Below are 23,798 nucleotides of genomic sequence, written 5' to 3' on the forward strand. Positions count from 1 at the left end.
TCACTCTGATCTCTGATTTTAGACCAAAGCCCGTAGAATATCGGGCGAGGGACAAAAGAGGTCACACGATGGAACATTCCGATACGCTTGCACATGAGCGGCGCGCCCGGTTGGCGGCGGAACGGTTGTTGGAGTTGAAGCAGGCCGAGCTTTATACGGCCAATCGAAAGCTGTCCAAACATGCGCTGTCCCTGTCGGGCGAGATCATCGAAAAGCGCGAAGAGGCCGAATACCTCAAGGTCGAAAATTCCCGCACCCGCGAGGATCTGGACAAAGCCAACACGGCCATTGTGATCGCAGAGCGCCGCCTGTGGGATTCGTTGGAAACCATTCAGGACGGGTTCGCCGTGTTCGACCCCTCCGACACGATGATTGCCGCCAACTCCGCCTACCTGCGTGTCTTTGACAATCTCGAAGACGTCCAACCGGGGATTTCCTACACCGACATCGTGCGGATAGCGGTCGAAGAGGGCATTATCGACATCGGAACCCTGTCGCGCGATGCCTATGTCGAGGCGGCGGTGACGCGGTGGCGGGCGGCCTCGCGCGAACCCCAAACTGTGCGCCTTTGGAACAACCAGTACGTTAAAATGGTCGACCGGCGTTCGCGTGACGGTGATATGGTTTCCTTGGGCCTGAACATCACCGGAACGATCCGCTACGAAGAGCGGCTTAAAAAGGCGCGGTACAAAGCGGAAAGTGCGAACCGTGCGAAATCCGCATTCCTCGCCAACATGAGCCACGAGATCCGCACCCCCATGAACGGCATGGTCGGCATGGCCGATCTGTTGGCTGAAACCGGCCTCGACGAAGAGCAGATGCTCTTTGTGGAAACGATCAAGAACAGCGGCGCGGCGCTTCTCAATATGATTAATGATGTGCTCGATTATTCCAAAATCGAGGCCTCGAAACTGTCGTTGCATCCGGAGGTGTTCGACCTCGAACAGTGCATCCACGACGTGCTTGTTTTGCTGCAACCCAATGCGGCGCCCAAGGGCCTGTCGTTGATTATTGATTATGACATGTTCCTGCCCACCCGCTTTGTCGGTGACCCCGGGCGCGTGCGTCAGGTTCTGACGAACCTGATTGGCAATGCGGTGAAATTCACCCACGAAGGCCACGTGATCGTGCGGGTTGTCGGGGTGCCTGAAAAGGGTGGCGTGTCGCAACGTGTTCACATCTCGGTGGAGGACACCGGCATCGGCATTCCGAGCGGGTTCGAGGGACATATCTTTGGCGAGTTCAATCAGGTTGAGGACGAACGGAACCGCAAATTCGAAGGGACCGGCCTCGGGCTTGCCATCACGCGTGAACTGGTCTCGTTGATGGATGGCGATATCTGGGTCGATAGCATCGAGGGCGAAGGGTCCTGTTTCGGCTTTTGTTTGTCGATGGATGTGGCCGGAGAAAGCGCCGAAAATCGCGCCCCCGCGTGGATCAGGGAAATCGCTGTTGTGGAGAATGTCGCCGCGCATGCCGACATTCTGGCCAAGCAACTGGCGGCATTGGGGATCAAGGCCACAGTGTTTGCGGATGCGGACGCGGCGCTCGCGAACCCGATCCCTGCGCAGGTCTACCTCATCAGTCAGCGCCTCAAAGATACCGAAATCGACAGCTTTATCACGGGCCTGAAGGGCGCAGGTGTCAAAGCCGGGTTTTTGCTCATGGCGGCGGGGTTGGGTGCAAAGGTGCCGGATATCCCCGGCGCACAGATTGTGCATCGCCCGCTTTTGCGCACCGATCTGTGTCGCGCTCTGACGGCGTTGGAACCTGTGGAAATCACCGCGCCTGTCGTGCCGGATCCCGTGGACAGCGCCAAGGCCGACGTAGGCCCAAAGGCGGGTCCGCGCCGGATGCGGATCCTTGCGGCCGAGGACAACAAAACCAACCAACTGGTCTTTGGCAAAATGATCAAGGCACTCGACATCGAATTGGTGTTTGCCAACAACGGCCAAGAGGCCATTGATCTGTACCGGAGCTTTGATCCCGACCTCGTGTTCATGGATATTTCCATGCCCGAAGTGGACGGGAAAGAGGCCACGCGCACCATCCGTCACATCGAGGCCGCAACAGGTCGCCATGTTCCCGTGGTTGCAATGACCGCGCATGCGATGGCCGGTGACGAGGAGGAAATCCTCTCGCACGGGTTGGATCATTACATGACGAAACCCCTGCGCAAAGCTGCCATCATTGATCGTATTTTGATGGAGCATCCCGCCGAGTGTAAACCTGTCGCCCCGATGGATGACACCCCTTCGCAGGTGGATGCGGCGGTTCGTGTGGCGATGGCCGATGCCGCACACGGGGGGGTGTGATCAGGCCGCGGAAATCGCATCCAGAAACGCCGCGCCAAATCGTTCGGCGGGGCGTTCGCCCAACAGACGCACCATCGCATCAAGGTCGCGCGGGCGCTGTTTGACCACACGGGCGATCTGTGCGGAGGTCAGGGTGACGGGTTTGAGCGTGCCGCAATCGCCACGGGACAGTTGCGTTTGGATCTCTTGCAGCACATCGAACAAATCGCCCCCGCCCGCGGTTGCCAATTTGCGGCGTGCGGGATGGGTGTCGGGCGCGTTGGCCCCAAGGATCACCGACAAAAACAGCGCGCCGTAGCGTTCGAGTTTCTTTGCCCCGACGCCGCCGACCCGTGCCATCTCGTCAAGGGTTCGGGGCCGTTTTTCGGCCATCTCGATCAGGGTGCGGTCCGCGAACACCACATAGGCGGGGACGCGGGCGTCTTCGGCCAATGCGCGGCGTTTGGCCTTGAGGGCCGACAACAATGGCGCGTCTTCTTCGGAGACAAGCGAGCGGACCACGGGGCCATTTTTTCTGGCCCGCACAATTGTATCGCGGCGCAGCGTGATTTCGGCCTCGCCCTTGAGGATTGGCACGGCGGGTTCGGTCATGTAGAGCGCGCCATGCCGGTCGGGGTTCGGGCGCACCAGATCGACCCCCATCATCTGGCGAAACACCGCGTTCCATTGCCGTTTGTCGTACTCTTTGCCGATGCCGAACACGCTGAGTTGGTCGTGATTCCACTGTTTGGTTTTTTCGGTCATCTTGCCCATCAGGACGTCGATCAAATGACCTGCGCCAAAGCCCTCGTCACAGCGCAAAACAGCCGATAGGGCCTTGCGCACGGCCTGTGTCCCGTCAAAGAGGTCGGGCGGGGTGTCACACAGATCGCAGGCACCGCAGGGTGCGGATGTCTCGCCGAAATACGACAACAGGTTCTGACGGCGGCACACCTGTGCTTCGGCGATGCCAAGCAGCGCGTTGAGGCGGGTATGGTCGGCGGTGCGGCGTTCCGAGGGCGCGGGGCTTTCGTCGATCTGGCTGCGGCGGAACCGGATGTCGTCGGGGCCGAACAGGGTGAGCGTTTCGGCCGGCGCACCATCGCGGCCCGCGCGACCGATTTCCTGATAATAGCCCTCGACGGATTTGGGCAGGTCGGCGTGGGCGACCCACCGGATGTCGGGTTTGTCGATCCCCATGCCAAAGGCAACCGTGGCCACGACGATCAATTCGTCCTCTTGTTGAAACCGGCGCTCGACCTCGCGGCGGTGGTCGGGATCCATGCCGCCGTGATACGCCAGTGACAGGTGGCCCGCATCCGTGAGCGCCTTTGCAAGGCTTTCGGTTTTGGCGCGGGTGCCGCAATAGACGATGCCCGACTGGCCTTTGCGGGCGGCGGCGAAATCCAGAATTTGACGGCGCGGGCCATCCTTGACGGCAAAGGCGAGGTGGATGTTGGGGCGATCAAATCCGCGCAGGAAGGTTTCGGGCTGTTTGCCCTCGAACAGGCGTGTGACGATTTCGGCGCGGGTTTCCTCGTCGGCGGTGGCGGTAAAGGCGGCCAGAGGCACGCCCAGAACACGACGCAGATCACCGATGCGCAGGTAGTCCGGGCGGAAATCGTGGCCCCATTGGCTCACACAATGCGCCTCGTCCACCGCGATGAACGACACATTTGCGCGGCGCAGCATCGGGAGCGTTCCGCCGGAGGCAAGGCGTTCGGGCGCCATATATAATAGTTTGAGACGTCCCTCGTTGAGGGCGGCGAACACCGCGTCGGTTTCCTCATCGGTGTTGCCAGAGGTCAGCGCACCCGCCTCCACACCCGCCGCACGCAGCGCTTGCACCTGATCGCGCATCAATGCGATGAGCGGCGAGATCACAACCGTCAGACCGTCACGGCACAGTGCGGGCAATTGAAAGCACAGGGATTTCCCCCCACCCGTCGGCATGATCGCGAGAACGTTTTTGCCATCCGCAACGGCATCCACGATCTCCGCCTGACCGGGGCGGAAGGCGTCAAATCCGAATACGGATGACAGGAGGGAAAGGGCCTGCGAGGTGTCGGATGCCATGGATACTGCTCTTTTTGATTGCGAGCAGAATCGCACGGGTACGCCAGGGCCTCAAGGGGCATTCGCCCACTTGTGGTAAATCAACGGCTCGGGATCAGAGGAAGCGGTAGGCGTTGTTCTGAATGATGATCTCGATCGCGTAGATCGCGATAAAGGCAATCAGGGGCGCGAGGTCCATGCCGTTCATGGCGGGCAAGCGGCGACGGATCGGGCCGTAGATCGGCTCCAGAAGACGCGACAGGCCGTCCCAGATTTGCGCGACCATCGGTTGACGCATGTTGAGCACCTGAAACGTGATGAGCCAACTCATGATGATATGCACGATCATGACGAACTTTACGATGCCGAGGATCATAAGCAGGATTTGGATGAGAGAGATCATTAGGGGCGCGCCTTCGGTTTCAGGTTTCGGAAATATCTAAGGGCTCGGGCGGGGCTGCGCAAGGTGCGTGGTGTTTCAACTTTGTCGCAACGTCGCGGTTGACGGCGCGCCGCAGTGCGGCAAGGGTGCAGCCATGTATCCATTTATCCGCGCCTTTTATCACATGGCACGTGCGCGTCGCATGCCGAAACTCACCCCCTTTGAGACCCACGTGTCCGAGCATATCTGCTGGCCGTGGGATATTGATCTGTGGATGGAGCTCAACAACGGTCGCACCTTGACGCTGTTTGACATGGGGCGCGTAGGCCGTTTCATGCGCGACGGCTCGCGCGAGGCGGCGAAAGAGGGCGGGTTTGGTCTTGCTGTGGCGGGGGCATCCGTGCGCTACCGCAAGCGTGTGACCATGTTCCAGAAGGTCAAAATGTACACAAAGACCGTCGGCTATGACGACAAGTTTTTGTATCTGGAACAGTCGATGTGGAACAGCAAAGACGAGTGCTGCAACCATATCCTGTTGCGGGCCGCCGTGTTGGACGGGCGCAAAATGGTCGCGCCACAAAAATTCATTGATGTGCTTCAGCCTGACCTGCAAAGCCCGCCATTCCCCGCGTGGGTGCAGGCCTGGATCGACGCCGACAACACACGCCCGTGGCCGCCCTCACGCGATTGATCGCAATTCGATTGCCTTAGCGCCCGTTTGTCTGTTCTATCCGTGCAAACAGACAAAAGGGGCCGGGGAATGGGTGTGCCAACGCACAAAAAGCGGATTTGGGGTTGGATGATGTATGATTGGGCCACACAGCCCTATCACACGTTGATCATTACCTTTATTTTTGGTCCCTACTTTGCCGAACAGCTGATCGCGTCCCTGACAGCGGGCGGTATGGACAGCGAGATGGCCAAGGCCGAAGCGCAATCCATCTGGGGATACGGCCTGAGCGTGGCGGGTCTGACGATCGCGATTCTTGCGCCGGTTCTTGGGGCTGTGGCTGATAGTACGGGCCGCAAAATGCCGTGGATCAGGGTCTTTTCGCTGCTTTATGTCGTCGGCGCATTCGGTCTTTGGCTCGCCTCCCCGACCGATTTCCCAACCGTTCTGATCCTCGTGCTGTTTGGCTTGGGCATGATCGGGTTGGAGTTCACGACCATTTTCACCAATGCCATGTTGCCCGATTTAGGCACGCGCGAGCAGATCGGTAAAATCTCCGGTAACGGGTGGGCGTGGGGCTATGTGGGGGGCTTGATCGCGCTCGTTGTCATGCTGTTGTGTTTTGCGGAAAATGCCTCGGGCGTGACGCTGATCGGGATTCCGCCCCTGTTCGGATTCGACGCCGCCGCCCGCGAAGGCACGCGGTTTGTCGGCCCGTTCGTGGCGCTGTGGTTTATCCTTTCGATGATCCCGTTCTTTCTATGGGTACGCGAACCCAAAGGCGGGGCGGGCGGCCACGGCGACGGGTTCAAACAGGGTCTGCGCGATCTGCGCAAAACACTTGAAAGCCTACCCGCGCGCAAATCGCTGTTTGCCTATCTTGGCTCGTCGATGTTTTACCGCGATGCGCTCAACGGCGTGTACACGTTCGGTGGCATTTACGCGCTCGGCGCACTTGGGTGGAGCGTTGTCGATGTCGGTGTGTTCGGCATTCTGGGCCTGTTGACGGGGACGCTCTTTGCCTATTTGGGTGGGGCGGCGGACACGCGGTTCGGGCCGAAAACCGTGATCGCTGTGTGCATCGTGATCTTGATGGGCGTGTGCGCTGCGATTTTGACGATCACCCGCGAGAGTGTTTTCTTTGTCTCTGTGGGTGCAGATAGCGCCCTGCCCGACATCGCCTTTTACGTCTGTGGTGGCGTGATCGGGGCCTGTGGCGGTGCGATCCAGTCGGCATCGCGCACGATGATGGTCCGACAGGCCGACCCCGAGCGCATGACCGAGGCCTTTGGCCTCTACGCGCTGTCGGGCAAGGCCACGTCCTTCCTTGCGCCGGCGTTGATTGCTGTTGTATCGGACGTCACAAACTCACAACGTTTGGGAATTACGCCGCTGATTGGCCTTTTCCTCATCGGTCTGATCCTGTTAGCGTGGGTTAACCCGGAAGGTGCGGAGGTCGAGTAATGCGGTTTGTTTGGTTTGGTTTGGCCGTCTGTGCGGGATTGGCCGCCTGTGGTGGAGATCGTCCGCGCTCAACGGCAACGGCCCCCGCATCAGTGACCGTATCGTCATCCGATCACCGTCCTGCGAAATCGGTTTTCGGGGCGCAATCCGGTCCCTCCGGCGGCGCCTCTGAATCCTTTGGGTCCTATGCAAAGGGCTGTGTCGGCGGGGCAGTGCAATTGCCCGAAACCGGTGCGACATGGCAGGCCATGCGCCTGTCGCGCAACCGCAATTGGGGCCACGAAACGCTCGTCGATTTCGTTCAGGACCTGTCACGCAAGGCGGCGCAGCAACCCGGTTGGGCGGGGTTGTATGTGGGCGACATGAGTCAACCGCGTGGCGGCCCGATGTTGTCAGGCCACGCCAGTCACCAGATCGGTCTGGATGCGGATATCTGGATGCTGCCGCCGAACCGTCTGGACCTGTCACGCACGGAGCGTGAAAACCTGTCGTCGATTTCGATGCGGCGTGCAGGCGGCGCCTACGTCAATAGCGACTGGACCCCGCAGCACCACAACGTGATCAAAGCCGCCGCGCAAGACCCCCGTGTCGCACGTATTTTCGTCTTTCCGGGCGCTAAGGTCCAGATGTGCAACGACGAAAAGGGTGACCGGTCGTGGCTCAACAAGGTGCGCCCGTGGTGGGGTCACCACTATCATTTCCACGTCCGTTTGAACTGCCCCAAAGGCGACAACACATGCGTTGACCAAGCGCCGCCCCCCGCAGGGGACGGGTGCGCCGATGCGCAAACCTGGGTCGATAATATCCTGAACCCGCCACCGCCGAACCCGAACGCCACGCCGTCCAAACCGAAACCTCCCATCACAATGGCGACCTTACCCGCACAATGTTCATCCGTAGCCTCGCAGCACTAATCGCGCTTTCCACCCCGCTTGCGGCGCAGGATGCGGAGTATCTGGGCAGTTTTCGCTGGATGACAAGCCAACCGCTTCACGGCGGGTTCTCGGGACTTGAGCTGTCCGGGAATGGCGAGAGGTATGTCGCGCTTTCCGATGGCGGCGCAATTGATACGGGCCGTTTGACGCGGGACGCAAATGGCCGCGTCACGGCCGTTCTGTCCGATGGAATTGTCCCGCTTAAAGGGATCAGGTCCGACGACTTGCCGCGATACGGGGATGATTCCGAGGGTCTGGCGCTTGGGGCGGACGGGACGATTTATGTGAGCTTTGAGGGCCTGCACCGCATTTGGTCCTATGCCTCACCGACCGCGCGGGCGCAGGACGTGCCGGGGCATCCCGATTTCAGCAGGTTACAGAACAATTCCGGATTAGAAGCGCTTGCGATTGATGCGCAGGGGCGGCTTTTGACCCTGCCCGAGCGGTCGGGGTCCAAATCCGCGCCCTTCCCCGTGTATCGCAACGGGGGGGGCTCATTCGGCATTATATTCCGCATTCCGCGCTCTGGCGAATACCTGCCTGTTGGCATGGATGTGGGGCCGGACGGCAAGCTCTATCTGTTGGAGCGGTGGTTCCGTGGCATCGGGTTTTCCTCCCGTGTGCGCCGGTTTGATATGTCGGACACGGGTCTCTCGAACGAGGTCACCCTGATCGAAACGGGCCTTGGGGTGCATGACAACCTCGAAGGGATCGCGGTTTGGAAAGACCCGCGTGGGATCCGTATCACTATGATTTCAGACGACAATTTCAAAATCTTTCAGGTGACAGAATTTGTGGATTACCGCATCACCGAATAACGTCTTGATCTGTGGGCGTGTGAGCGTTAAATCCCCGCATCACGCCCGTAGCGGGCTATCACCAAAGCCCCGATGGTCGGGGCCGAGTTGCCGTCACCTTCGATAAAAAACGGATCACATTATGAAACGTATTCTTCCTGGCATCCTTGCCATGGCCGCCATTGTGGTTGCCTCGAACATCCTCGTTCAGTTTCTCCTCCTCGACGGGCTGCTGACATGGGGGGCCTTCACCTATCCCTTTGCCTTTCTCGTCACCGATGTGATGAACCGCGTGTACGGTGTCGCCTCGGCGCGTCGGGTTATTTTTGCGGGTTTTGTGACGGGCATCGCCTGTTCGCTGATCGGGACGCAAATTATGTTGCAAGGCGATGGATACACCTATCCCGCCGTCGCATTCCGCGTTGCTGTTGCCTCGGCTACCGGATTTCTCGTCGCGCAACTTATTGATGTTGCTGTCTTTAACCGTCTGCGCGCCGGTGCATGGTGGCGGGCGCCTCTGGCCTCTACGGTTGTGGGGTCGGCGTTGGACACGGTGCTGTTTTTCACCCTCGCGTTCTCGCAATCCGTTACCGTGTTCGGGGCAAATGCGGACGCGGAAATCTCGTGGGCGTGGGACGTTGTGCCGTTCCTGACCGCCGGTCCCGATGCGCCGCTTTGGGTGTCGCTCGCGGTTGCGGACTGGGGTGTCAAACTTGCCATTGCCTTGGTCGCGCTCCTGCCGTTTCGCCTCATTGTTGGGCGGTTGATCGCGCGGGGGACATAAAAAGCTTGCCATATTCCAGATATGTGGCACCATCATCCTATCTTTAATCAATCGAAAGGAGGTGGCCCAGTGTCTAGAGTGATAGTGGTGAATGAGGTCAAGACAGTCGAGAGGGCCGTCATTTAGGGGCAACCCCCTAATGTGAACTCTCACGATTGGGCAACCTAACTGGCCCATTTCCTAAGAACTCGAAGGGCTGTCTTTTCAGGCAGCCCTTTTCGTATCTCCCCTCTGAAATCCCTGCGGATTTTGCCTGTCTGCGCCGCGTCTGCTATGTGTCGGCTTTGTGTATGTCATCTGTTTTTGTCAGGTATTGCGCCCCTCAACCCCACGGACCCCCTTTATGCCGCTGACCATCACCGACCAGATCGAGATCGCCGATTGGGAATTGTCGGAAAGCTTTATGCGTGCCTCCGGTCCGGGGGGCCAAAACGTCAACAAGGTGTCGTCCGCCGTCGAGCTGCGGTTCGAGGCCGAACGCTCCCCACACCTGCCCCCCGCCGTCAAAACCCGCCTGCGCAAACTGGCGGGACGGCGATGGACCAAAGACGGCGCGATCATAATGCAATGCGACGAAACCCGATCACAGGTCCGCAACCGCGAACTGATCCGAGAGAGATTGGTGGCGCTGATCAAACAAGCGACGGAACGGCCCAAGTATCGGGTGAAGACGAAACCGACCCGCGGAAGCGTGGAGCGGCGGATCAAAGCGAAGAAGGTGCGGAGCGATGTGAAGAAGCTGCGGGGGCGGGTGGATTAGGACCCACCGTTGGTTCCCAGTGTACTCAATACTTGAGAGTCTTCAGATATGCTTTTCTCGGAAAACCCGCTAAACACACCCTTTAAGATGAAGATTGTAATCGCTGCAATTGCTACAACTGGAGTGCCGAAAATTGCAATTTGGGCTTCATCTGAGACGTTTTCCCCCCCGCCCGTTGCAAACACTAAGCCTGCAGCTGCAACATAGAATGCCAATCCTAAAACGACGCCCGCCGCGTGCGTATAGGCCTTCATACGAAGCTCACTTCTTTGCTCTTCGCGTTTTACGTGGGCGCTGCGCAGTCTAAATTCTGTTTCCAAGGTTGGATTTGGTGGGGAGTCCACATTCGAACGTTCGGCCGCTTCCGCCTCAGCTGTAGTTCCAAAAGGTAAGGAAATATCGTCAGTCATGGTTTACGACGCGGCCTGAGCTGATTTGGCGGTTTCACGAAGCTTTTCATAATGTGCCTGAATTTGTTCATTTGGAATTTCCGCGAAATACCCTTTTCGTGAGGCCAATGCCCAAGGGCCATTAGCTACATGAGTAATGTCAGAAAGCCTGAAGGCATCCATAGGACCATAGATAGAATAAACTTCATCTAGAAGCTTTTTTTGATTATCATCAAGTGCGGCATTGGCTACCGGTACTGAACGTTTAACATTCACTCCTTGTGACCGAAATGCAGCATAAACCTCAGGGACAACAGGCCCGAATTTCCACGCCTCTATTCTGTTAGAAAACAGTGGCCTTTTAAACATTTCGAGGTGCCAGCCGTGCGCGATATAGATTAATTTTAGCAACTGCATGATAGACAAAGTTCGACCATCTTCCGCAGCTCGGCGGACGTACCAGTTAGCGATTTGCCTTGCGTCGTGCATTTCAGTTTGCTCTCCTTCCCTATCTATATAGGGTTTTCAAAACAAAATGTGAATCCCTGTAGGCCAGAATGTGACTTTTCACCTAAACCACAACCTCCTCAACTTCCTGCTCCCCAACCCCAAACACCCGTTTATACCGTGCGATCTCCTCGCTCGGGCCCATCGCTTTGCGTGGGTTATCCGACAGTTTGACCGTGGGGTTTCCGTCGGCCTCAACCGCTTTGCACACCAGTGAGAACGGGGCGAGGGCGTCGTTGTGGACCAGACCGCGGAAGTCGTTGGTCAGCAGTGTCCCCCACCCGAATGACGTGCGCACGCGGCCTTTGAACTGGGTGTGAAGGGCGACGATTTTGTCGACGTCGAGACCATCGGAGAAGATGACGAGTTTGTTCAGCGGGTCTTCGCCGCGTGATTTCCACCAGTCAATTGCCACTTCGGCGCCCGTTGCCGGATCGCCGCTGTCGATGCGGATGCCCGTCCATCCCGCAAGCCAGTCGGGGGCGCGGTCGAGAAAGCCGCGTGTGCCGTAGGTGTCGGGCAGGATGATGCGCAGGTTGCCGTCGTGCTCCTCCTGCCAGTCGGCCAGAACGTCATAGGGCGCACGGGCCAGAGCGTCATCGCCATCCGCGAGGGCCGAGTAGACCATGGGCAATTCGTGGGCGTTTGTGCCGACCGCCTCGAGGTCGCGTTTCATCGCGATGAGGCAGTTCGAGGTGCCGGAGAATTTCGAGCCGAGCCCCTCGCCCATCGCCTGAACGCACCAGTCCTGCCAGAGGTAGGAATGGCGGCGGCGGGTGCCGAAGTCGGCGATTTTGAGGCCGTCGAGCGGTTTGAGTTGTTCGACCTTTTCCCACACGCGGGTCATGGCGCGGGCGTAGAGGATTTGAAGCTCGAAGCGGCCCATGTCGCCCGTCACGGCGCGCGAGCGCAATTCCATCAGGATGGAGAGGGCGGGGATTTCCCACAGCATGACTTCGGGCCATGCGCCCTCGAACGTCAGCTCGTACTGGCCGTCACGTTTTTCGAGGTGGTAGGGCGGCAAGCGGAGGTTCTCGAACCATTCCATAAAGTCGGGGCGGAACATCTGGCGCTTGCCGTAAAACGTGTTGCCGCGCAGCCATGTGCTTTCGCCGCGCGACAGCGACAGGGAGCGGACGTGATCGAGTTGTTCGCGTAGCTCGCCCTCGTCGATCAGGTCGGCCATGCGGATCGATTTGGACCGGTTGATGAGCGAGAATGTCACCTGTGTGTCGCGCTTGTTGCGAAACACCGATTGGCACATCAGGAGTTTGTAAAAATCGGTGTCGATCAGGGAACGGACGATCGGGTCGATCTTCCATTTGTGATTGTAGACACGGGTAGCGATATCGACCATGGGCGGCCCCTTTTTGTATTGCTCCGGTTAAAGCAGGGCGATGCGGGGTTTGGCAAGCAATGGGCGACTATTGTTAAGGGATTTACGCAAATTGCCTGTTAGGGTCGCGGGGAAACAACACTGGGGAAATACGATGAAATTATTCTATGCGGCGGTGAGTGCCATTGCGATTGCGACGGGTGCGTTTGCGGAGGGGTATTGGGAATTCGGATCATGGCGTGTGGAGGTGATCGCCGACGACGTGGGGGAGGATCTTTTGATGTATTGCATTGCCAGTTCGGGCGGCGATGGCGAGCCGAGCATCTTTGTCGAGTTCATGGACCACGATGTGGGGCCGCCCGATGCCTACCCGTCCGTGGTGATCACTGAATCCGCACCGCGCGGGTTTCCGACCCAAATGCAGGACGGAATGGCCGGATATGTGATTTTCGACACCTACGAGCGGGCCGATGCAACGCCGTTTGCCTATTTCGACGAATACGGGTTTGCGGTGGCGCGGGTGCGTTATGACGACAGTCAGTGGATGCTGCAACGGATGCAGGCGAGCGGGCGGATGGATCTTGTGGTTGCGGGGCGCCCCGTGATGGCGGCACAGCTCAACGGCTTTACCGCCGCCTATCTCAAGGCCGCCGAGGAATGCGGGTTCACGGGTGTGGGGGTGGTCGATTAGACCCTAAAGCAGCACAACACCGGCGTTTTGCATCGCTGTTGTCGCGGCAACAAGGGATCCGTCCATGTCGATGGCGCGGCACAGATCCGTGCGCACGGTGACGCCAAACCCGAGTTTTGCGGCGTCCACGGCGGAGAAGTTGACGCAAAAATCGGTGGCAAGCCCGACCATCGTCAGCGTGTTGATCCCGCGGGTGCGCAAATAGCCCTCAAGACCCGTCGGCGTTGTTTGATCATTCTCGAAAAAGGCGGAATAGCTGTCGATTGCGGGGTTGAACCCCTTGCGGATAATCAGGTCCGCATCGGTGCGCAGATCGGGGTGAAAGGCGGCGCCACCCGTACCTTGGACACAGTGGTCGGGCCAAAGCACTTGGGGGCCATAGGGCATTTGGGTGGTGGTGAACGGATCGGCATTGTGCGAGGTGGCAAAGGAGGAATGCCCGCGCGGATGCCAGTCCTGGGTCAGGATAACCGCGTCGAAATCGTCCATGAGGGCATTCACCCCCGCGATGATGTCATTGCCGCCCGCAACGGCCAATGCGCCCCCGGGGCAAAAGTCGTTTTGAATGTCGATCACGATGAGGGCGTGGGTCATGTCAGGGCTCCGCAAATGGGTTCGCGGCAAGGGTATCATTGCCGGCAGGGAGGTCAATCACCGCAGTGGCGCGGGCGCATGTGTCAGGCCTTGCACGGGGGCGCATCGGACAGTAAACGTCACGTTTTGCGACTGCGGCGAGGGCGACATGGCGACACTTGGGATAGACTTTGGCACGTCCAATACGGCGGCGGGGTGGATGCGCGATGGCGCGCCCGAGGTCATCGCGTTGGAGGGTGCAAATGCGACCCTGCCCACCGCGATTTTCCTTGAGTTCGGGTCGAAAACCACGCTGTACGGACAGGCCGCCGCACGGGCGATGATGGACGGTGAGGACGGGCGGTTCATGCGGGCGCTCAAATCCGTCCTCGGCACGCCATTGGCGCATGAGCGCAGACAGTTCATGGCCGAAAAACTGACCCTGATCGAGGTGATTGCGCGGTTCCTGCGCGAAATAAAGACCCGCGCCGAGGCGGCCACGGGACAGACATTCGATGCGGCCATTTCGGGGCGCCCCGTGCGGTTTCATTCGGCGGATGCGGTGCGGGATGCGCAGGCTCTTGTGGATTTGACGAAAGCCTATGAATTGGCCGGTTTCGGGTCTGTTTCCTTCTTGCCCGAGCCAGAGGCCGCAGCGTTGAGTGTCAAAGGCGAGGGGCGTATTTTGATCGTCGATATCGGCGGCGGGACATCGGATTTCACCATTTGTGAAAAGGCCGGATTAGACACGCGTGTGATTGCCTCCGAGGGGATCCGCCTGGGGGGGACCGATTTCGACAAGCAGATCAGTTTGAGCCATATTATGCCGCTTTTGGGTCTGAATGCGCACATTGGCAACGAGTTCGGGACCGGCAGTCATGCCGCGCCGCGCGGGTTGTATAACGACCTTTCATCCTGGGAAAAAATCACCTTTGTCTACGGTGATAAAACCGTGCGCGAAGTGCGCCGTTGGGAACGGTTGGCGCAGGAGCCAAAGGTGTTTTCGCGGTTGGCGGATGTGTTGGAGATGCATCTGGGGCACGATGTGGCCTATGCCGTCGAGGCGGGGAAAATCACCGCCAATGGCGCGAGCGAGGCGGTGATTGATATCGGTGTGGTGGAAAAGGGGCTTGGTGTGTCGTTGTCCAACGGCGACTTAATGGCACAGTTGTACCCGGCGGCGCATGACATTGCGCAATGCGCCGAGGCGACCCTCACGGCGGCACAGATGACGGCGGACGATATTGATCGTGTTGTGTTTGTCGGGGGTTCGAGCCTTTTGGGGGTTGTTCAACAGCGCATCGGCGTGATGTTCCCGAACGCCGAGATGGAGACATCCGAGGTCTTTACGGCGGTGGTGGACGGGCTTGCAATTGCCACGGGGGCGCGTGTTGGGGCTTGATCGCGGCGCGCGACAGGCGTAACGAAACCGGCATGTATACAGTTTGCGCCCTCTATCACTTCACCCGCTTCGACGACCCGTCGGCGATCCGTCAACCGCTTTTGGACCTGTGCCTTTCCGAGGGGATCACGGGGTCGCTGCTTTTGGCGCGCGAGGGCATTAACGGCACCATCGCGGGCCCCACGCCCGAGGCGATTGACCGCGTGGTTGCGCATATCCGCGCCCTGCCCGGATGCGCGGATTTCGAGTTCAAGCTGTCGACGGCGCAGCTCAAGCCATTTGGCCGCATGAAGGTGCGCCTCAAGCGCGAGATTGTCACAATGGGACAGCCGGACGTCGATCCACGCGCCTCCGTGGGACATTATTGTACGCCCGAGGAATGGAATGAGCTGATCGCATCCGATGATGTGGCCGTGATCGACACGCGCAATGATTATGAGGTCGGGATCGGCACGTTCGAGAACGCCATCGACCCGAAAACCAAATCGTTTCGCGAATTTCCACAGTGGTGGGAAGAGAACAAGGAGCGGTTCCACAACAAACGGATCGCGATGTTCTGTACCGGTGGCATCCGGTGTGAGAAATCGACCAATTTCCTGCTCGGTCAGGGTGTCGAGAATGTCTACCACCTCAAGGGCGGTATTCTGAAGTACCTCGAAGAGATGCCACAGGAAAACAGTCTTTGGAATGGTGAGTGTTTCGTCTTTGACGGGCGCGTGTCCATCGGTCACGGATTGCAAGAGGGGCCGCACGAGTTGTGCCATGCCTGTCGCCAACCGATCCTGCCCGAGGACAAAGCGCGCCCCGAGTACGAGGACGGCGTGTCGTGTCACCAGTGTATCGACCAGTTCGACGATGCGCGTCGCGAGCGGTTCCGCGAACGTCAAAAGCAGATCCTGCTGTCCGATGCCCGTGGCGAGCGGCATTTCAAGCAGCATTAGAGCCTGTTTGTGTCCGGTTTCGATGATCCGCCTTGGCTAACGGTGTTAAACGAGGTCGATCATCGACGAGAGATCATAGGCTGATCCGTCGAAACCGTGAAACCGGAGCATATCTCCGTCACCGAAATTGAGCACAAAATCCGCCCCGTCCCATGATTTGATACTGTTGATCAGGGCAAGAACCGGCTCGTCTCCCGAGAGGCCAAGGCTGGATGCATCGAGGGCAACACGGTCGCCCGACAGTTCAAAATCGGTGATCGTGTCCGTGCCGCCGGAGAAGATAAACACATCGTTCCCCGTGCCGCCGGTGAGTGTATCGGTGCCTGTGCCGCCGCTCAGGATGTCGTTGTCTTCGCCGCCGTAGAGCGTATCGTTGCCCTCGCCGCCGTAAAGGCGGTCCGATCCGCTGTGGCCGTAGAGCGTGTCGTCCCCGATCCCGCCATAGAGGCGGTCTTTGCCCGCGTTCCCCGACAGGGTATCGTCGCCCTGCTGTCCGCGCAGTTGGTCGTCGCCCGACCCGCCGTAAAGCATGTCGTTGCCGACCCCGCCGTCAAGGCGGTCATTGTGGTCCTCGCCATACATGGTGTCGTCCCCGCGATACCCGTTGAGGTAGTCGGATCCTGTTCCCCCCGAGGCGGTGTCGTCGCCGTTGCCGCCGTACAGCCGGTCGCGCCCCGATCCCCCGATCAGCGTATCGCTACCCGGCCCCCCCTCAAGACGGTCATTGCCGCTGTTGCCGGACAGGACATCGTTTCCCGCGCCACCGCGCAGCGTGTCGTCGTCGCGACCGCCGTAGAGCGTATCCGTGTCGTCCTCACCGTCGAGGGTGTCATTGCCGGCCCCGCCATAGAGCGTGTCGTCACCTGTCCCGCCGTAAAGGCGGTCGTTGTGGTCGCCGCCGTCCAGAATGTCGTTGCCGCGGTAGCCGTTGAGGTAATCGGATCCCGTTCCGCCCGTGAGGGTGTCGTTGCCGTTCCCGCCGTACAGCCGGTCGCGCCCCGACCCGCCATCCAGAATGTCGTCGCCCGCCCCGCCCTCAAGGCGGTCTTTGCTGCTTCCGCCGCTCAGGGTGTCGTCGCCCTCGTCGCCATAGAGCCGGTCGTTGCCCTGTGCGCCGAGCAGCGTGTCGTTATCCGCGCCGCCGTAAATCGTGTCGTCATCCGCGCCGCCATCGAGGTAGTCGTGGCCTGTGTCGCCGAGGATCATGTCATTGCCGTTTCCGCCCAACACGCGGTCATTGCCGGAGCCTGCGTTGACATAATCGGCGTGATTGCCGCTTTTGATCAGGTCGTCGCCCTCGTCGCCATACAGGGTGTCGTTGCCATCTCCGCCGCCAAGTTCGTCATCGCCACCGCCGCCTTTGATGATGTCGTTGCCGTCACGGCCCAACAGGCAGTTCGCGTCGTTGTCGCCTTGTAGGTCGTCGTCAAAATCCGTGGCAATGAAGCCTTCGATACTGAAAAAGATGTCACCACGCGCACCGCCCTGATTTGCGGAGATGTCGGTCATGTCGATGACGACACCGGCGGATTCGGTGGAATAGTCCACCATGTCGAACCCGCCCTTGCCGTCATAGCGGTCAAGCCCGCCGGCACCGATAAAGGTGTCCTTGCCATCGCTTCCCTCGAACACATCGCTGAGGCGTGTGCCGATCAGGGTGTCACCGATGATCTGGGCGGTGATCGTATTGTCCCCGAGTTCGGGCAAATAATGGGACAGGTCGAGGTCGATGGAATTGGCCACACTCGCCCACATGAGGGACATGCCGTCGTGGGACTGGAGCACGAGGATTTCATCGCCATAGGTCACGATGCCGCCCGTTGCGGTGACGGTATAGTGCAATTGCCCGACGTTGCGCAGCATGGTCCATCCCGACAGGTTCAGCGTATCCAGATGGACGTTAAAGTCGGTAATCGTGTCTTGTGCGCCGTCATTGGCCAGGACGATGACGTCGGCACCGTAGCCGGTGGAAATCGTGTCCACGCCCGCGCCGTCAAAGATGAAATCATTGCCGCCCATCGCCGATAGGGTTTCGCCGTTGTCCGACCCGAACAGCGTGTCGTCGCCCGAGGTGCCAAGGGTTTGCGAGGCTGTTGCGTAGGCCACAGTGCCATCGGTGTTGGTCGAGAACGTGAGCGACTGTACCCCCGTTTCCGCCGAGGAGGTGACGTGTATGACCAGATCGTCGCCCGAGGCGGTCAGCTGAAAACCGGAAATCGTGGCGAGGCCGAGGCCCGTTGTGTCCTCGACACTGGCGCGATGGGCCAGAGTGCCGTCGGGGAGCAGTGAAAAGATGCTCAACCCGTCTTCCTGACCGGCGACGACAATGAATTGCACGCCGTTGATGTCGATGGTTTCAATGATGCGGGCGCCGCCGATCCGTGTGGCGATACTGTCAATCACGTGGTCGAACACACTGAGTTCGCCGGTCGAATCGAGGCCGAGAACGGAGAGAGAGTTGCTATCCGCGGCGGCGATAATCACAAAGGTTTCGCCATTGATGACCACGGTTTCGATGCCTGTGACGGTGGTGATGCCGAGGCCCTGTGCGGCGTAGATGCGCCCCGCTTCCGACAGGGTTCCGTTGGCGTCCACGGCGAGGCTTGTCACGGAATCGGTCAGCAATCCGCCGATGAGGACAAAGTCGTTACCGCCCACCGTGACGGTTTTCATTGCGGTGATGTGGTCGAGGCCAACCCCGTAGGATGATATTTCGGTAATCGCACCGTCGGCGGCGACCGTGTAGGAGGCGACATCGTAGTGCCCTGCGAGAGCGCCGACAACGATGTCGCCGGCGGTGTCGGTGTGGAGTGATGTCACGGCGGTCATTTGCAGGCCGAGGCCCTCGTTGCCGCTGTACGAGTTGCGGACAAACCGCCCTGCGTCATTGAGGCCGAACACATAGCCGCGTTTGATGTCTTGCCCCTCGATCCCGAAGGTTATGGTGCCATCGAGTTCGAGCGGAACAATGCCGGTGGGCGGTAGGGAATAGCCACTAAAGGAATAGGAGTGGACAGAGTCCATATCCGCAAAGCCGTCCGATATGTCGTATGAGTAGAGGCTTTTGGTTTCGCGCGACATCAGCACCATATAGGAGCCGTCCGCCGTGTCGATATAGGCGATATCATCGTAACGAATGTTCATGCCTAACGGCGTCAGACCAAGCTGTCCGTGTGATATCAGGCTTACCATCTACTGATCCCCAAGCTTCCCGCGTCCCGTCAAGTGGGCTGCGGCCCCCGTTCCAGATCGGAACAGGTCCCAATGTTGCTGTGGGGCTTGGCAAACTTCGTTCGCAATTGTGGCGAAAGCGGCCCGTTTCAAGCGGATTTCTGATGAATTGAAACGAGGACAGAAAGGGATTTTTAACCCGTTTACACGATGTTACGGGAGGTTAACGTCGACATAATGCGGTACGTTGACGGCCCCATATAAATGCCGCAAAATGACACTATAGTTTCCCCGATAGTTCGAAGCGAACCGGGCGAGGCCGGGTGGGCAGGGACGTTTTCGGACGCCCCTTGTTGTTTTTTGTCTTGAAAGGCGTTCGTCGTGACCCCCAATGATCCTCTTTACTCTGCGCAATGGCATTTCGATTTCATCGGGGATATCGAACGTGTCTGGGATGACTACACAGGGGCGGGCATCAATGTGCTCGTGTTCGATGACGGCGTGCAATCGACGCACCCCGATCTCGACGACAATATGTCGGGCGCGCTCAACTTTACCTTTGGCAGTTCGACCTATGACGGCGAACCTGCAAGTGCGTGGTCGGCGCATGGCACGGCGGTTGCGGGGCTGCTCGGGGCCGAGGCCAACGGCAAGATCGGCGTGGGTGTGGCGTTCGATGTCACAATGACCTCTTTCGACATTCTGGATGTGCTGTACGAGGCGTCGACACAAAACTACGACCTCTACGAGGCCGCCTATTACGCCGCCGAAAATTTTGACATCATCAACGCGAGCCTTGGCCTTGCGGCAAGCGAAATTGATTTTGACAACCGCTATAGCCCGCTTGCGTCCAGCCCCTATGCCTTTATCGAAACCATTATGGGCGCCTATGAGAATGCAACGGCGCATGGCCGTGACGGGTTGGGGACGATTGCGGTCTACGCCGCCGGAAATGAAACAATGAACGCCAGCGGATCCTACCTGACCAATACGCGGCACACGGTCGCCGTTGCGGCAACGGATACCTCCGGCAATGTCACCGACTATTCCAACTTTGGCACCTCGATCGTTATTTCGGCCCCTGCGGCCAACGTGACGACCGACCGGACCGGCAGTGACGGCTATGAAAGCGGATGGTCGACCACACAGTTTGGCGGCACATCGGCCGCAACCCCGATCGTGTCCGGTGTCATCGCGCTTGTGCTTGAGGCGAATGACGGATTGGGGTGGCGCGATGTGAATGACATCCTCGCGTTATCAGCCTCGCAAACCGGCTCTACATACGGGGCGGGCGCATCGGGTTATGAGATGAGCGCATGGTTGGACAATGGGGCGGCCAACTGGAACGGTGGCGGGCTGAGCTACAGCCTGTCCTATGGCTACGGCATGATCGATGCCTTTGCGGCAACGCGCCTCGCCGAGGTCTGGGACACGTTCAACGCCACCGCCGCGACCTCCGCCAACGAGGTCTATGCCTCACAGGCGCGCAGCTTTACCAATTCAATTGTCAGCAGCGGATCATCGCGCACCTTTACGGTGACAGAAACAGACAGCATCGACATCGATACGGTCTATGTCGAGGTGTCGATGTTCGCCGCCAATATGACCTATGTCGAACTTGTTCTGGTGACGCCGGACGGGGTCGAGATGGCGTTGGCGCAATACGACGAGTTCTATGGGGCGTCGGTTGACTATGCGTTCAATGTGGCCGGCCTGAACGGCGTGAATTCCGCCGGTGACTGGTCGGTGAAAGTGGTCAATGATTACTACAGCAGCGTGTATTTCTATGACGTCGAATTCCATTTCTATGGCGACGCCACCGACACCAATGATGTCTACCATTTCACCGATGATTTTGCCGAACTCGCGGCGGTCGACACCTACCGGCAGACGATTGAGGATACGGACGGTGGTACCGACTGGCTCAACTTTGCGATGATTGCCGATTACGTCAAAGTGCGCCTTGATACCGGTGCGATCTATTTTGGCGGCGACAAACAGGCCACGGTTAGTGGTGGCATCGAAAACATCATGGGTGGCGATGGCAACAACCGCCTTTATGGCGATGGGGCCGCCAACGAAATCAATGGCCGTGACGGGGATGACCTTATCATTGGCATGGGCGGCGATGATCTTCTTATCGGGGGGCAGGGCGATGATGACCTGCAGGGTGGCAACGGCCAGGACTTCCTGAAGGGGCATAAGGGCGAGGACATGTTGTCGGGTAACAAAGGCAACGACAAACTGTACGGCGGCGACGACAATGACACGTTGAGCGGCGGAAAGAACAACGACCGCGTTTACGGCAACCTTGGCAACGATATTTTGCGCGGCAACAGCGGCAACGACAGGCTTTACGGTGGCAAGGCGGATGACGTTCTGGATGGCGGCAGCGGCACGGACCGGCTTGCGGGGGGATCCGGCGCGGATACGTTCATTTTCAATGCGGGCTATGATTCCGACACGATTGTGGATTTCAACGCCAGTATGGATGTTGTTCGGATCTCGGGCGACCTTGCGGCCTCGGCACAAGATGCCATGGGCTTTGCCACACAGTCAGCGGGCGTGTTTGTGTTCGATTTTGGCGGTGGCGACATCCTTACGATTTATTCCGACGCAACCGGATCCGCCTTGCAAAGCGCCCTGGATATTGTGTGATGACAGGATCAACGACGGTCAGTCGTCATCGTCATCAAGCGCGCCCTGTGACGCTGTGTAGGCGGCAATGCCGTCGTTGACGTCTTCGAAATAGGTGACTTTGCCGTTTTCAAAGACGGCGGCGGAGTCACACATTTTTTTGACTTTTCGCATGGAGTGGGACACCACAACGGCGCCCGAATTGCGAATTCTATCCTCGAACAGGATGCGGGAGCGGGTTTTGAAATCTGCATCCCCGACAGAGGTCACTTCGTCGACCAGATAGGTGTCAAACCGGATGCCCATCGACAATCCGAAGGCAAGGCGGGACCGCATCCCCGCCGAGTAGCTTTTGACTGGCTCGTAAAAATGGCGCCCCAGTTCGGCGAAGTCCTGTACGAAATCAAGGAGTTCATCGGTGTCGACACCGTAGACCCGCGCGATGAATTTTGTGTTCTGTGATCCGCTGAGATCGCGGTGAAACGATCCCGCAAACCCTACGGGCCAGGAGATGGTTCCGGTGGTGGTGATGGTGCCGGAATCCGGCGAAATCGTACCGGCAATCATTTGAAGAAGCGTCGATTTCCCCGCGCCGTTCCGCCCGAGCAGGGCAACGGAGCGACCGGTCGGGAACACGGCATTGATGCCATCGGCCACGACCTTTTTCCCGCCCTTGATCCAAAACGATTTTTGCACGTCCTTAATTTCGATCATCGCGCTTACCGCCGGTCACGGACCGAGTAGAACACCATCACGATGGTCGCCCAGATCAGGAATGCAAAAAAGCCGAGAATGGCGATTGTAGCGGGGCGGTTCGGATAGAGCGAGGAGGAGGGTTCGGTTGGCCCGACATAGGCGGCAAGATAGCGGCTTTTGCGCAGGGCCTCGGCGCGGGCGGATTCGTAGGAGTTCAGCGCGGAGACGTAGAAGTTCTGGGCAAACTCCAATTCGACGGCCAGACCCTCATAGGTCTCGATCAGCGACGAATAGGCATTGCCGTCACTGTCGGCGGAGGACGAGAATTTGGACTGTTCCTCGTCGATGCGGGTGCGGATAACGTCGATGCGGCGTTCTGCCTGAGCGATACGCGGGTCGTCTTCGCGCGTGCCGAAAATCAGGATGTCATAGCTGATCAAGGCGTCGGCCAATTGGGCCTGCAGCGTACTGATCAGCCCCATTTGCGACTGGAGGTTGGCATTCGGATCAACGATCTGGTGTTCGTTGCGAAAGGACGTCAGTTTCTGGCGCGCCACCTTGAGCCGTTCCGAGGACAGGTCCAATTCGTCCTTTGCATACCGCGTCGCATCGTTGAGGGCGATCTGGCTGAGATTGTTGATCAGCGCGGTGCTTTCATCGAAGACGGCATGGGCGACGGTCAACGCATCTTCGGGGGTAAAGGCGTGGATCTGTAACTGGATCAAGCCATTGGAACCGTTATAGAAAATGCGCACCATACGTTGCCAGTATTCGGTCAGGTCCTCAACCGTGGCGTTATCGGAAAGGGCGTAAACAGGATCGTTCTCGGGTTTGGTAAAGATCGCGCGCAGATCGACTTTCTTATCGACAGCGGCCACGATGGCCTGACTCTGGATGAACTCATACAGGATGTCGGTGTCCGAGGAGGAGCCATTGGAAATCTGGGTGATGCCGCCAATGAGGTCAATCGCGGATCCGGCGTCTTCCTTTTGCACCGAAAACCCGACCTCGGATATAAATTGGTCGGCGGCGTAGCGGGTCATATAAACCGTGGCGGCCCCGATGGGCAGGCAGACCAGAACAAGAAAGCTCACAAACGCGGCGAAATGGCGTTTGCGAAGACGAAAACCGCGCAGGGGCTCTTGGGGCGGGGGGGCGCTTGCCGGTTCTGCTGTGCGTTGGGGGGGCGCCTTTTTTGCCTTTGACCCGGTTTTGGAGGGGGCGGATTTTTTGCGTCCGCGCGCACCGTCGGGCGCGGCCCCCGCCGCTGTGGGGGGGGGAGGGGTCTGTCCGCGCTCCTGCTGCGTCTTTTGC

General features: G+C 59.0%; 20 protein-coding genes. 11 read left to right on the plus strand and 9 right to left on the minus strand.

Annotated features, from left to right (window positions below):
- Positions 1-68 precede the first annotated feature (68 nt).
- A complete protein-coding gene (locus ACN0Q0_RS05015; RefSeq protein WP_417242272.1) occupies positions 69-2,315 on the plus strand; it encodes an ATP-binding protein in 2,247 nt (748 codons plus the stop codon).
- Here the strand turns inward: ACN0Q0_RS05015 and recQ are convergent, their stop codons facing one another.
- The gene (gene recQ / locus ACN0Q0_RS05020; protein WP_417242273.1) at positions 2,316-4,370 is read right to left on the minus strand and encodes a DNA helicase RecQ; all 2,055 of its coding nucleotides are present in this window, start codon (positions 4,368-4,370) and stop codon (positions 2,316-2,318) included.
- A 94-nt stretch (positions 4,371-4,464) separates the two neighbouring features.
- Complete coding sequence (locus ACN0Q0_RS05025) at positions 4,465-4,752, minus strand: YggT family protein (protein WP_417242274.1); 288 nt, start codon at positions 4,750-4,752, stop codon at positions 4,465-4,467.
- Positions 4,753-4,885: 133 nt separating this feature from the next.
- On the opposite strand from ACN0Q0_RS05025, the gene ACN0Q0_RS05030 reads away from it, so the two are divergent.
- The 6 genes from ACN0Q0_RS05030 (at position 4,886) to arfB (ending at position 10,141) form a co-directional block, all read left to right on the plus strand.
- A complete protein-coding gene (locus tag ACN0Q0_RS05030; RefSeq protein ID WP_417242275.1) occupies positions 4,886-5,422 on the plus strand; it encodes an acyl-CoA thioesterase in 537 nt (178 codons plus the stop codon).
- Between the two features lie 69 nt (positions 5,423-5,491).
- Complete coding sequence (locus tag ACN0Q0_RS05035; protein WP_417242276.1) at positions 5,492-6,865, plus strand: MFS transporter; 1,374 nt, start codon at positions 5,492-5,494, stop codon at positions 6,863-6,865.
- Entirely contained in the window at positions 6,865-7,779 is a 915-nt protein-coding gene (gene mepA / locus ACN0Q0_RS05040; protein ID WP_417242277.1) for a penicillin-insensitive murein endopeptidase, read from the plus strand. Before ACN0Q0_RS05035 ends, mepA begins: the two co-directional genes overlap by 1 nt.
- On the plus strand, positions 7,752-8,618 hold the full coding sequence (locus ACN0Q0_RS05045) for an esterase-like activity of phytase family protein (RefSeq protein ID WP_417242278.1): 867 nt from the start codon (positions 7,752-7,754) through the stop codon (positions 8,616-8,618). The genes mepA and ACN0Q0_RS05045 overlap by 28 nt, the downstream gene beginning before the upstream one ends.
- A gap of 121 nt (positions 8,619-8,739) precedes the next feature.
- Positions 8,740-9,381, plus strand: coding sequence for a queuosine precursor transporter (locus ACN0Q0_RS05050; RefSeq protein ID WP_417242279.1), 642 nt, complete (start codon positions 8,740-8,742; stop codon positions 9,379-9,381).
- 343 nt (positions 9,382-9,724) lie between these two features.
- On the plus strand, positions 9,725-10,141 hold the full coding sequence (gene arfB, locus ACN0Q0_RS05055) for an alternative ribosome rescue aminoacyl-tRNA hydrolase ArfB (protein WP_417242280.1): 417 nt from the start codon (positions 9,725-9,727) through the stop codon (positions 10,139-10,141).
- On the opposite strand, the gene ACN0Q0_RS05060 is transcribed toward arfB, so the two are convergent.
- From ACN0Q0_RS05060 to pncB, 3 genes are all read right to left on the minus strand, one after another.
- Entirely contained in the window at positions 10,138-10,551 is a 414-nt protein-coding gene (locus ACN0Q0_RS05060; protein ID WP_417242281.1) for a hypothetical protein, read from the minus strand. The two genes, arfB and ACN0Q0_RS05060, sit on opposite strands and share 4 nt — an antisense overlap.
- Before the next feature lie 3 nt (positions 10,552-10,554).
- Entirely contained in the window at positions 10,555-11,019 is a 465-nt protein-coding gene (locus ACN0Q0_RS05065; protein WP_417242282.1) for a Panacea domain-containing protein, read from the minus strand.
- Between the two features lie 82 nt (positions 11,020-11,101).
- On the minus strand, positions 11,102-12,394 hold the full coding sequence (gene pncB, locus ACN0Q0_RS05070) for a nicotinate phosphoribosyltransferase (protein WP_417242283.1): 1,293 nt from the start codon (positions 12,392-12,394) through the stop codon (positions 11,102-11,104).
- A 133-nt stretch (positions 12,395-12,527) separates the two neighbouring features.
- On the opposite strand from pncB, the gene ACN0Q0_RS05075 reads away from it, so the two are divergent.
- Positions 12,528-13,064 (plus strand): hypothetical protein, encoded by a 537-nt coding sequence (locus ACN0Q0_RS05075; protein WP_417242284.1) that lies wholly within the window; start codon positions 12,528-12,530, stop codon positions 13,062-13,064.
- A 3-nt stretch (positions 13,065-13,067) separates the two neighbouring features.
- Here the strand turns inward: ACN0Q0_RS05075 and pncA are convergent, their stop codons facing one another.
- The gene (gene pncA, locus ACN0Q0_RS05080) at positions 13,068-13,658 is read right to left on the minus strand and encodes a bifunctional nicotinamidase/pyrazinamidase (protein WP_417242285.1); all 591 of its coding nucleotides are present in this window, start codon (positions 13,656-13,658) and stop codon (positions 13,068-13,070) included.
- Between the two features lie 148 nt (positions 13,659-13,806).
- On the opposite strand from pncA, the gene ACN0Q0_RS05085 reads away from it, so the two are divergent.
- Entirely contained in the window at positions 13,807-15,039 is a 1,233-nt protein-coding gene (locus tag ACN0Q0_RS05085; RefSeq protein WP_417242286.1) for an Hsp70 family protein, read from the plus strand.
- Positions 15,040-15,071: 32 nt separating this feature from the next.
- Positions 15,072-15,980 (plus strand): rhodanese-related sulfurtransferase, encoded by a 909-nt coding sequence (locus ACN0Q0_RS05090; RefSeq protein WP_417242287.1) that lies wholly within the window; start codon positions 15,072-15,074, stop codon positions 15,978-15,980.
- Between the two features lie 45 nt (positions 15,981-16,025).
- Here the strand turns inward: ACN0Q0_RS05090 and ACN0Q0_RS05095 are convergent, their stop codons facing one another.
- Complete coding sequence (locus ACN0Q0_RS05095) at positions 16,026-19,124, minus strand: calcium-binding protein (RefSeq protein ID WP_417242288.1); 3,099 nt, start codon at positions 19,122-19,124, stop codon at positions 16,026-16,028.
- 408 nt (positions 19,125-19,532) lie between these two features.
- On the opposite strand from ACN0Q0_RS05095, the gene ACN0Q0_RS05100 reads away from it, so the two are divergent.
- Entirely contained in the window at positions 19,533-21,809 is a 2,277-nt protein-coding gene (locus tag ACN0Q0_RS05100; RefSeq protein ID WP_417242290.1) for a S8 family serine peptidase, read from the plus strand.
- Positions 21,810-21,827: 18 nt separating this feature from the next.
- Here ACN0Q0_RS05100 and ACN0Q0_RS05105 read toward each other — a convergent pair whose 3' ends face one another.
- On the minus strand, positions 21,828-22,502 hold the full coding sequence (locus tag ACN0Q0_RS05105) for an ABC transporter ATP-binding protein (protein WP_417242291.1): 675 nt from the start codon (positions 22,500-22,502) through the stop codon (positions 21,828-21,830).
- Between the two features lie 5 nt (positions 22,503-22,507).
- The gene (locus tag ACN0Q0_RS05110) at positions 22,508-23,578 is read right to left on the minus strand and encodes a sugar transporter (RefSeq protein WP_417242292.1); all 1,071 of its coding nucleotides are present in this window, start codon (positions 23,576-23,578) and stop codon (positions 22,508-22,510) included.
- Positions 23,579-23,798 lie beyond the last annotated feature (220 nt).

The organism is Celeribacter sp., from assembly GCF_048259695.1.
Lineage (GTDB): Bacteria > Pseudomonadota > Alphaproteobacteria > Rhodobacterales > Rhodobacteraceae > Celeribacter.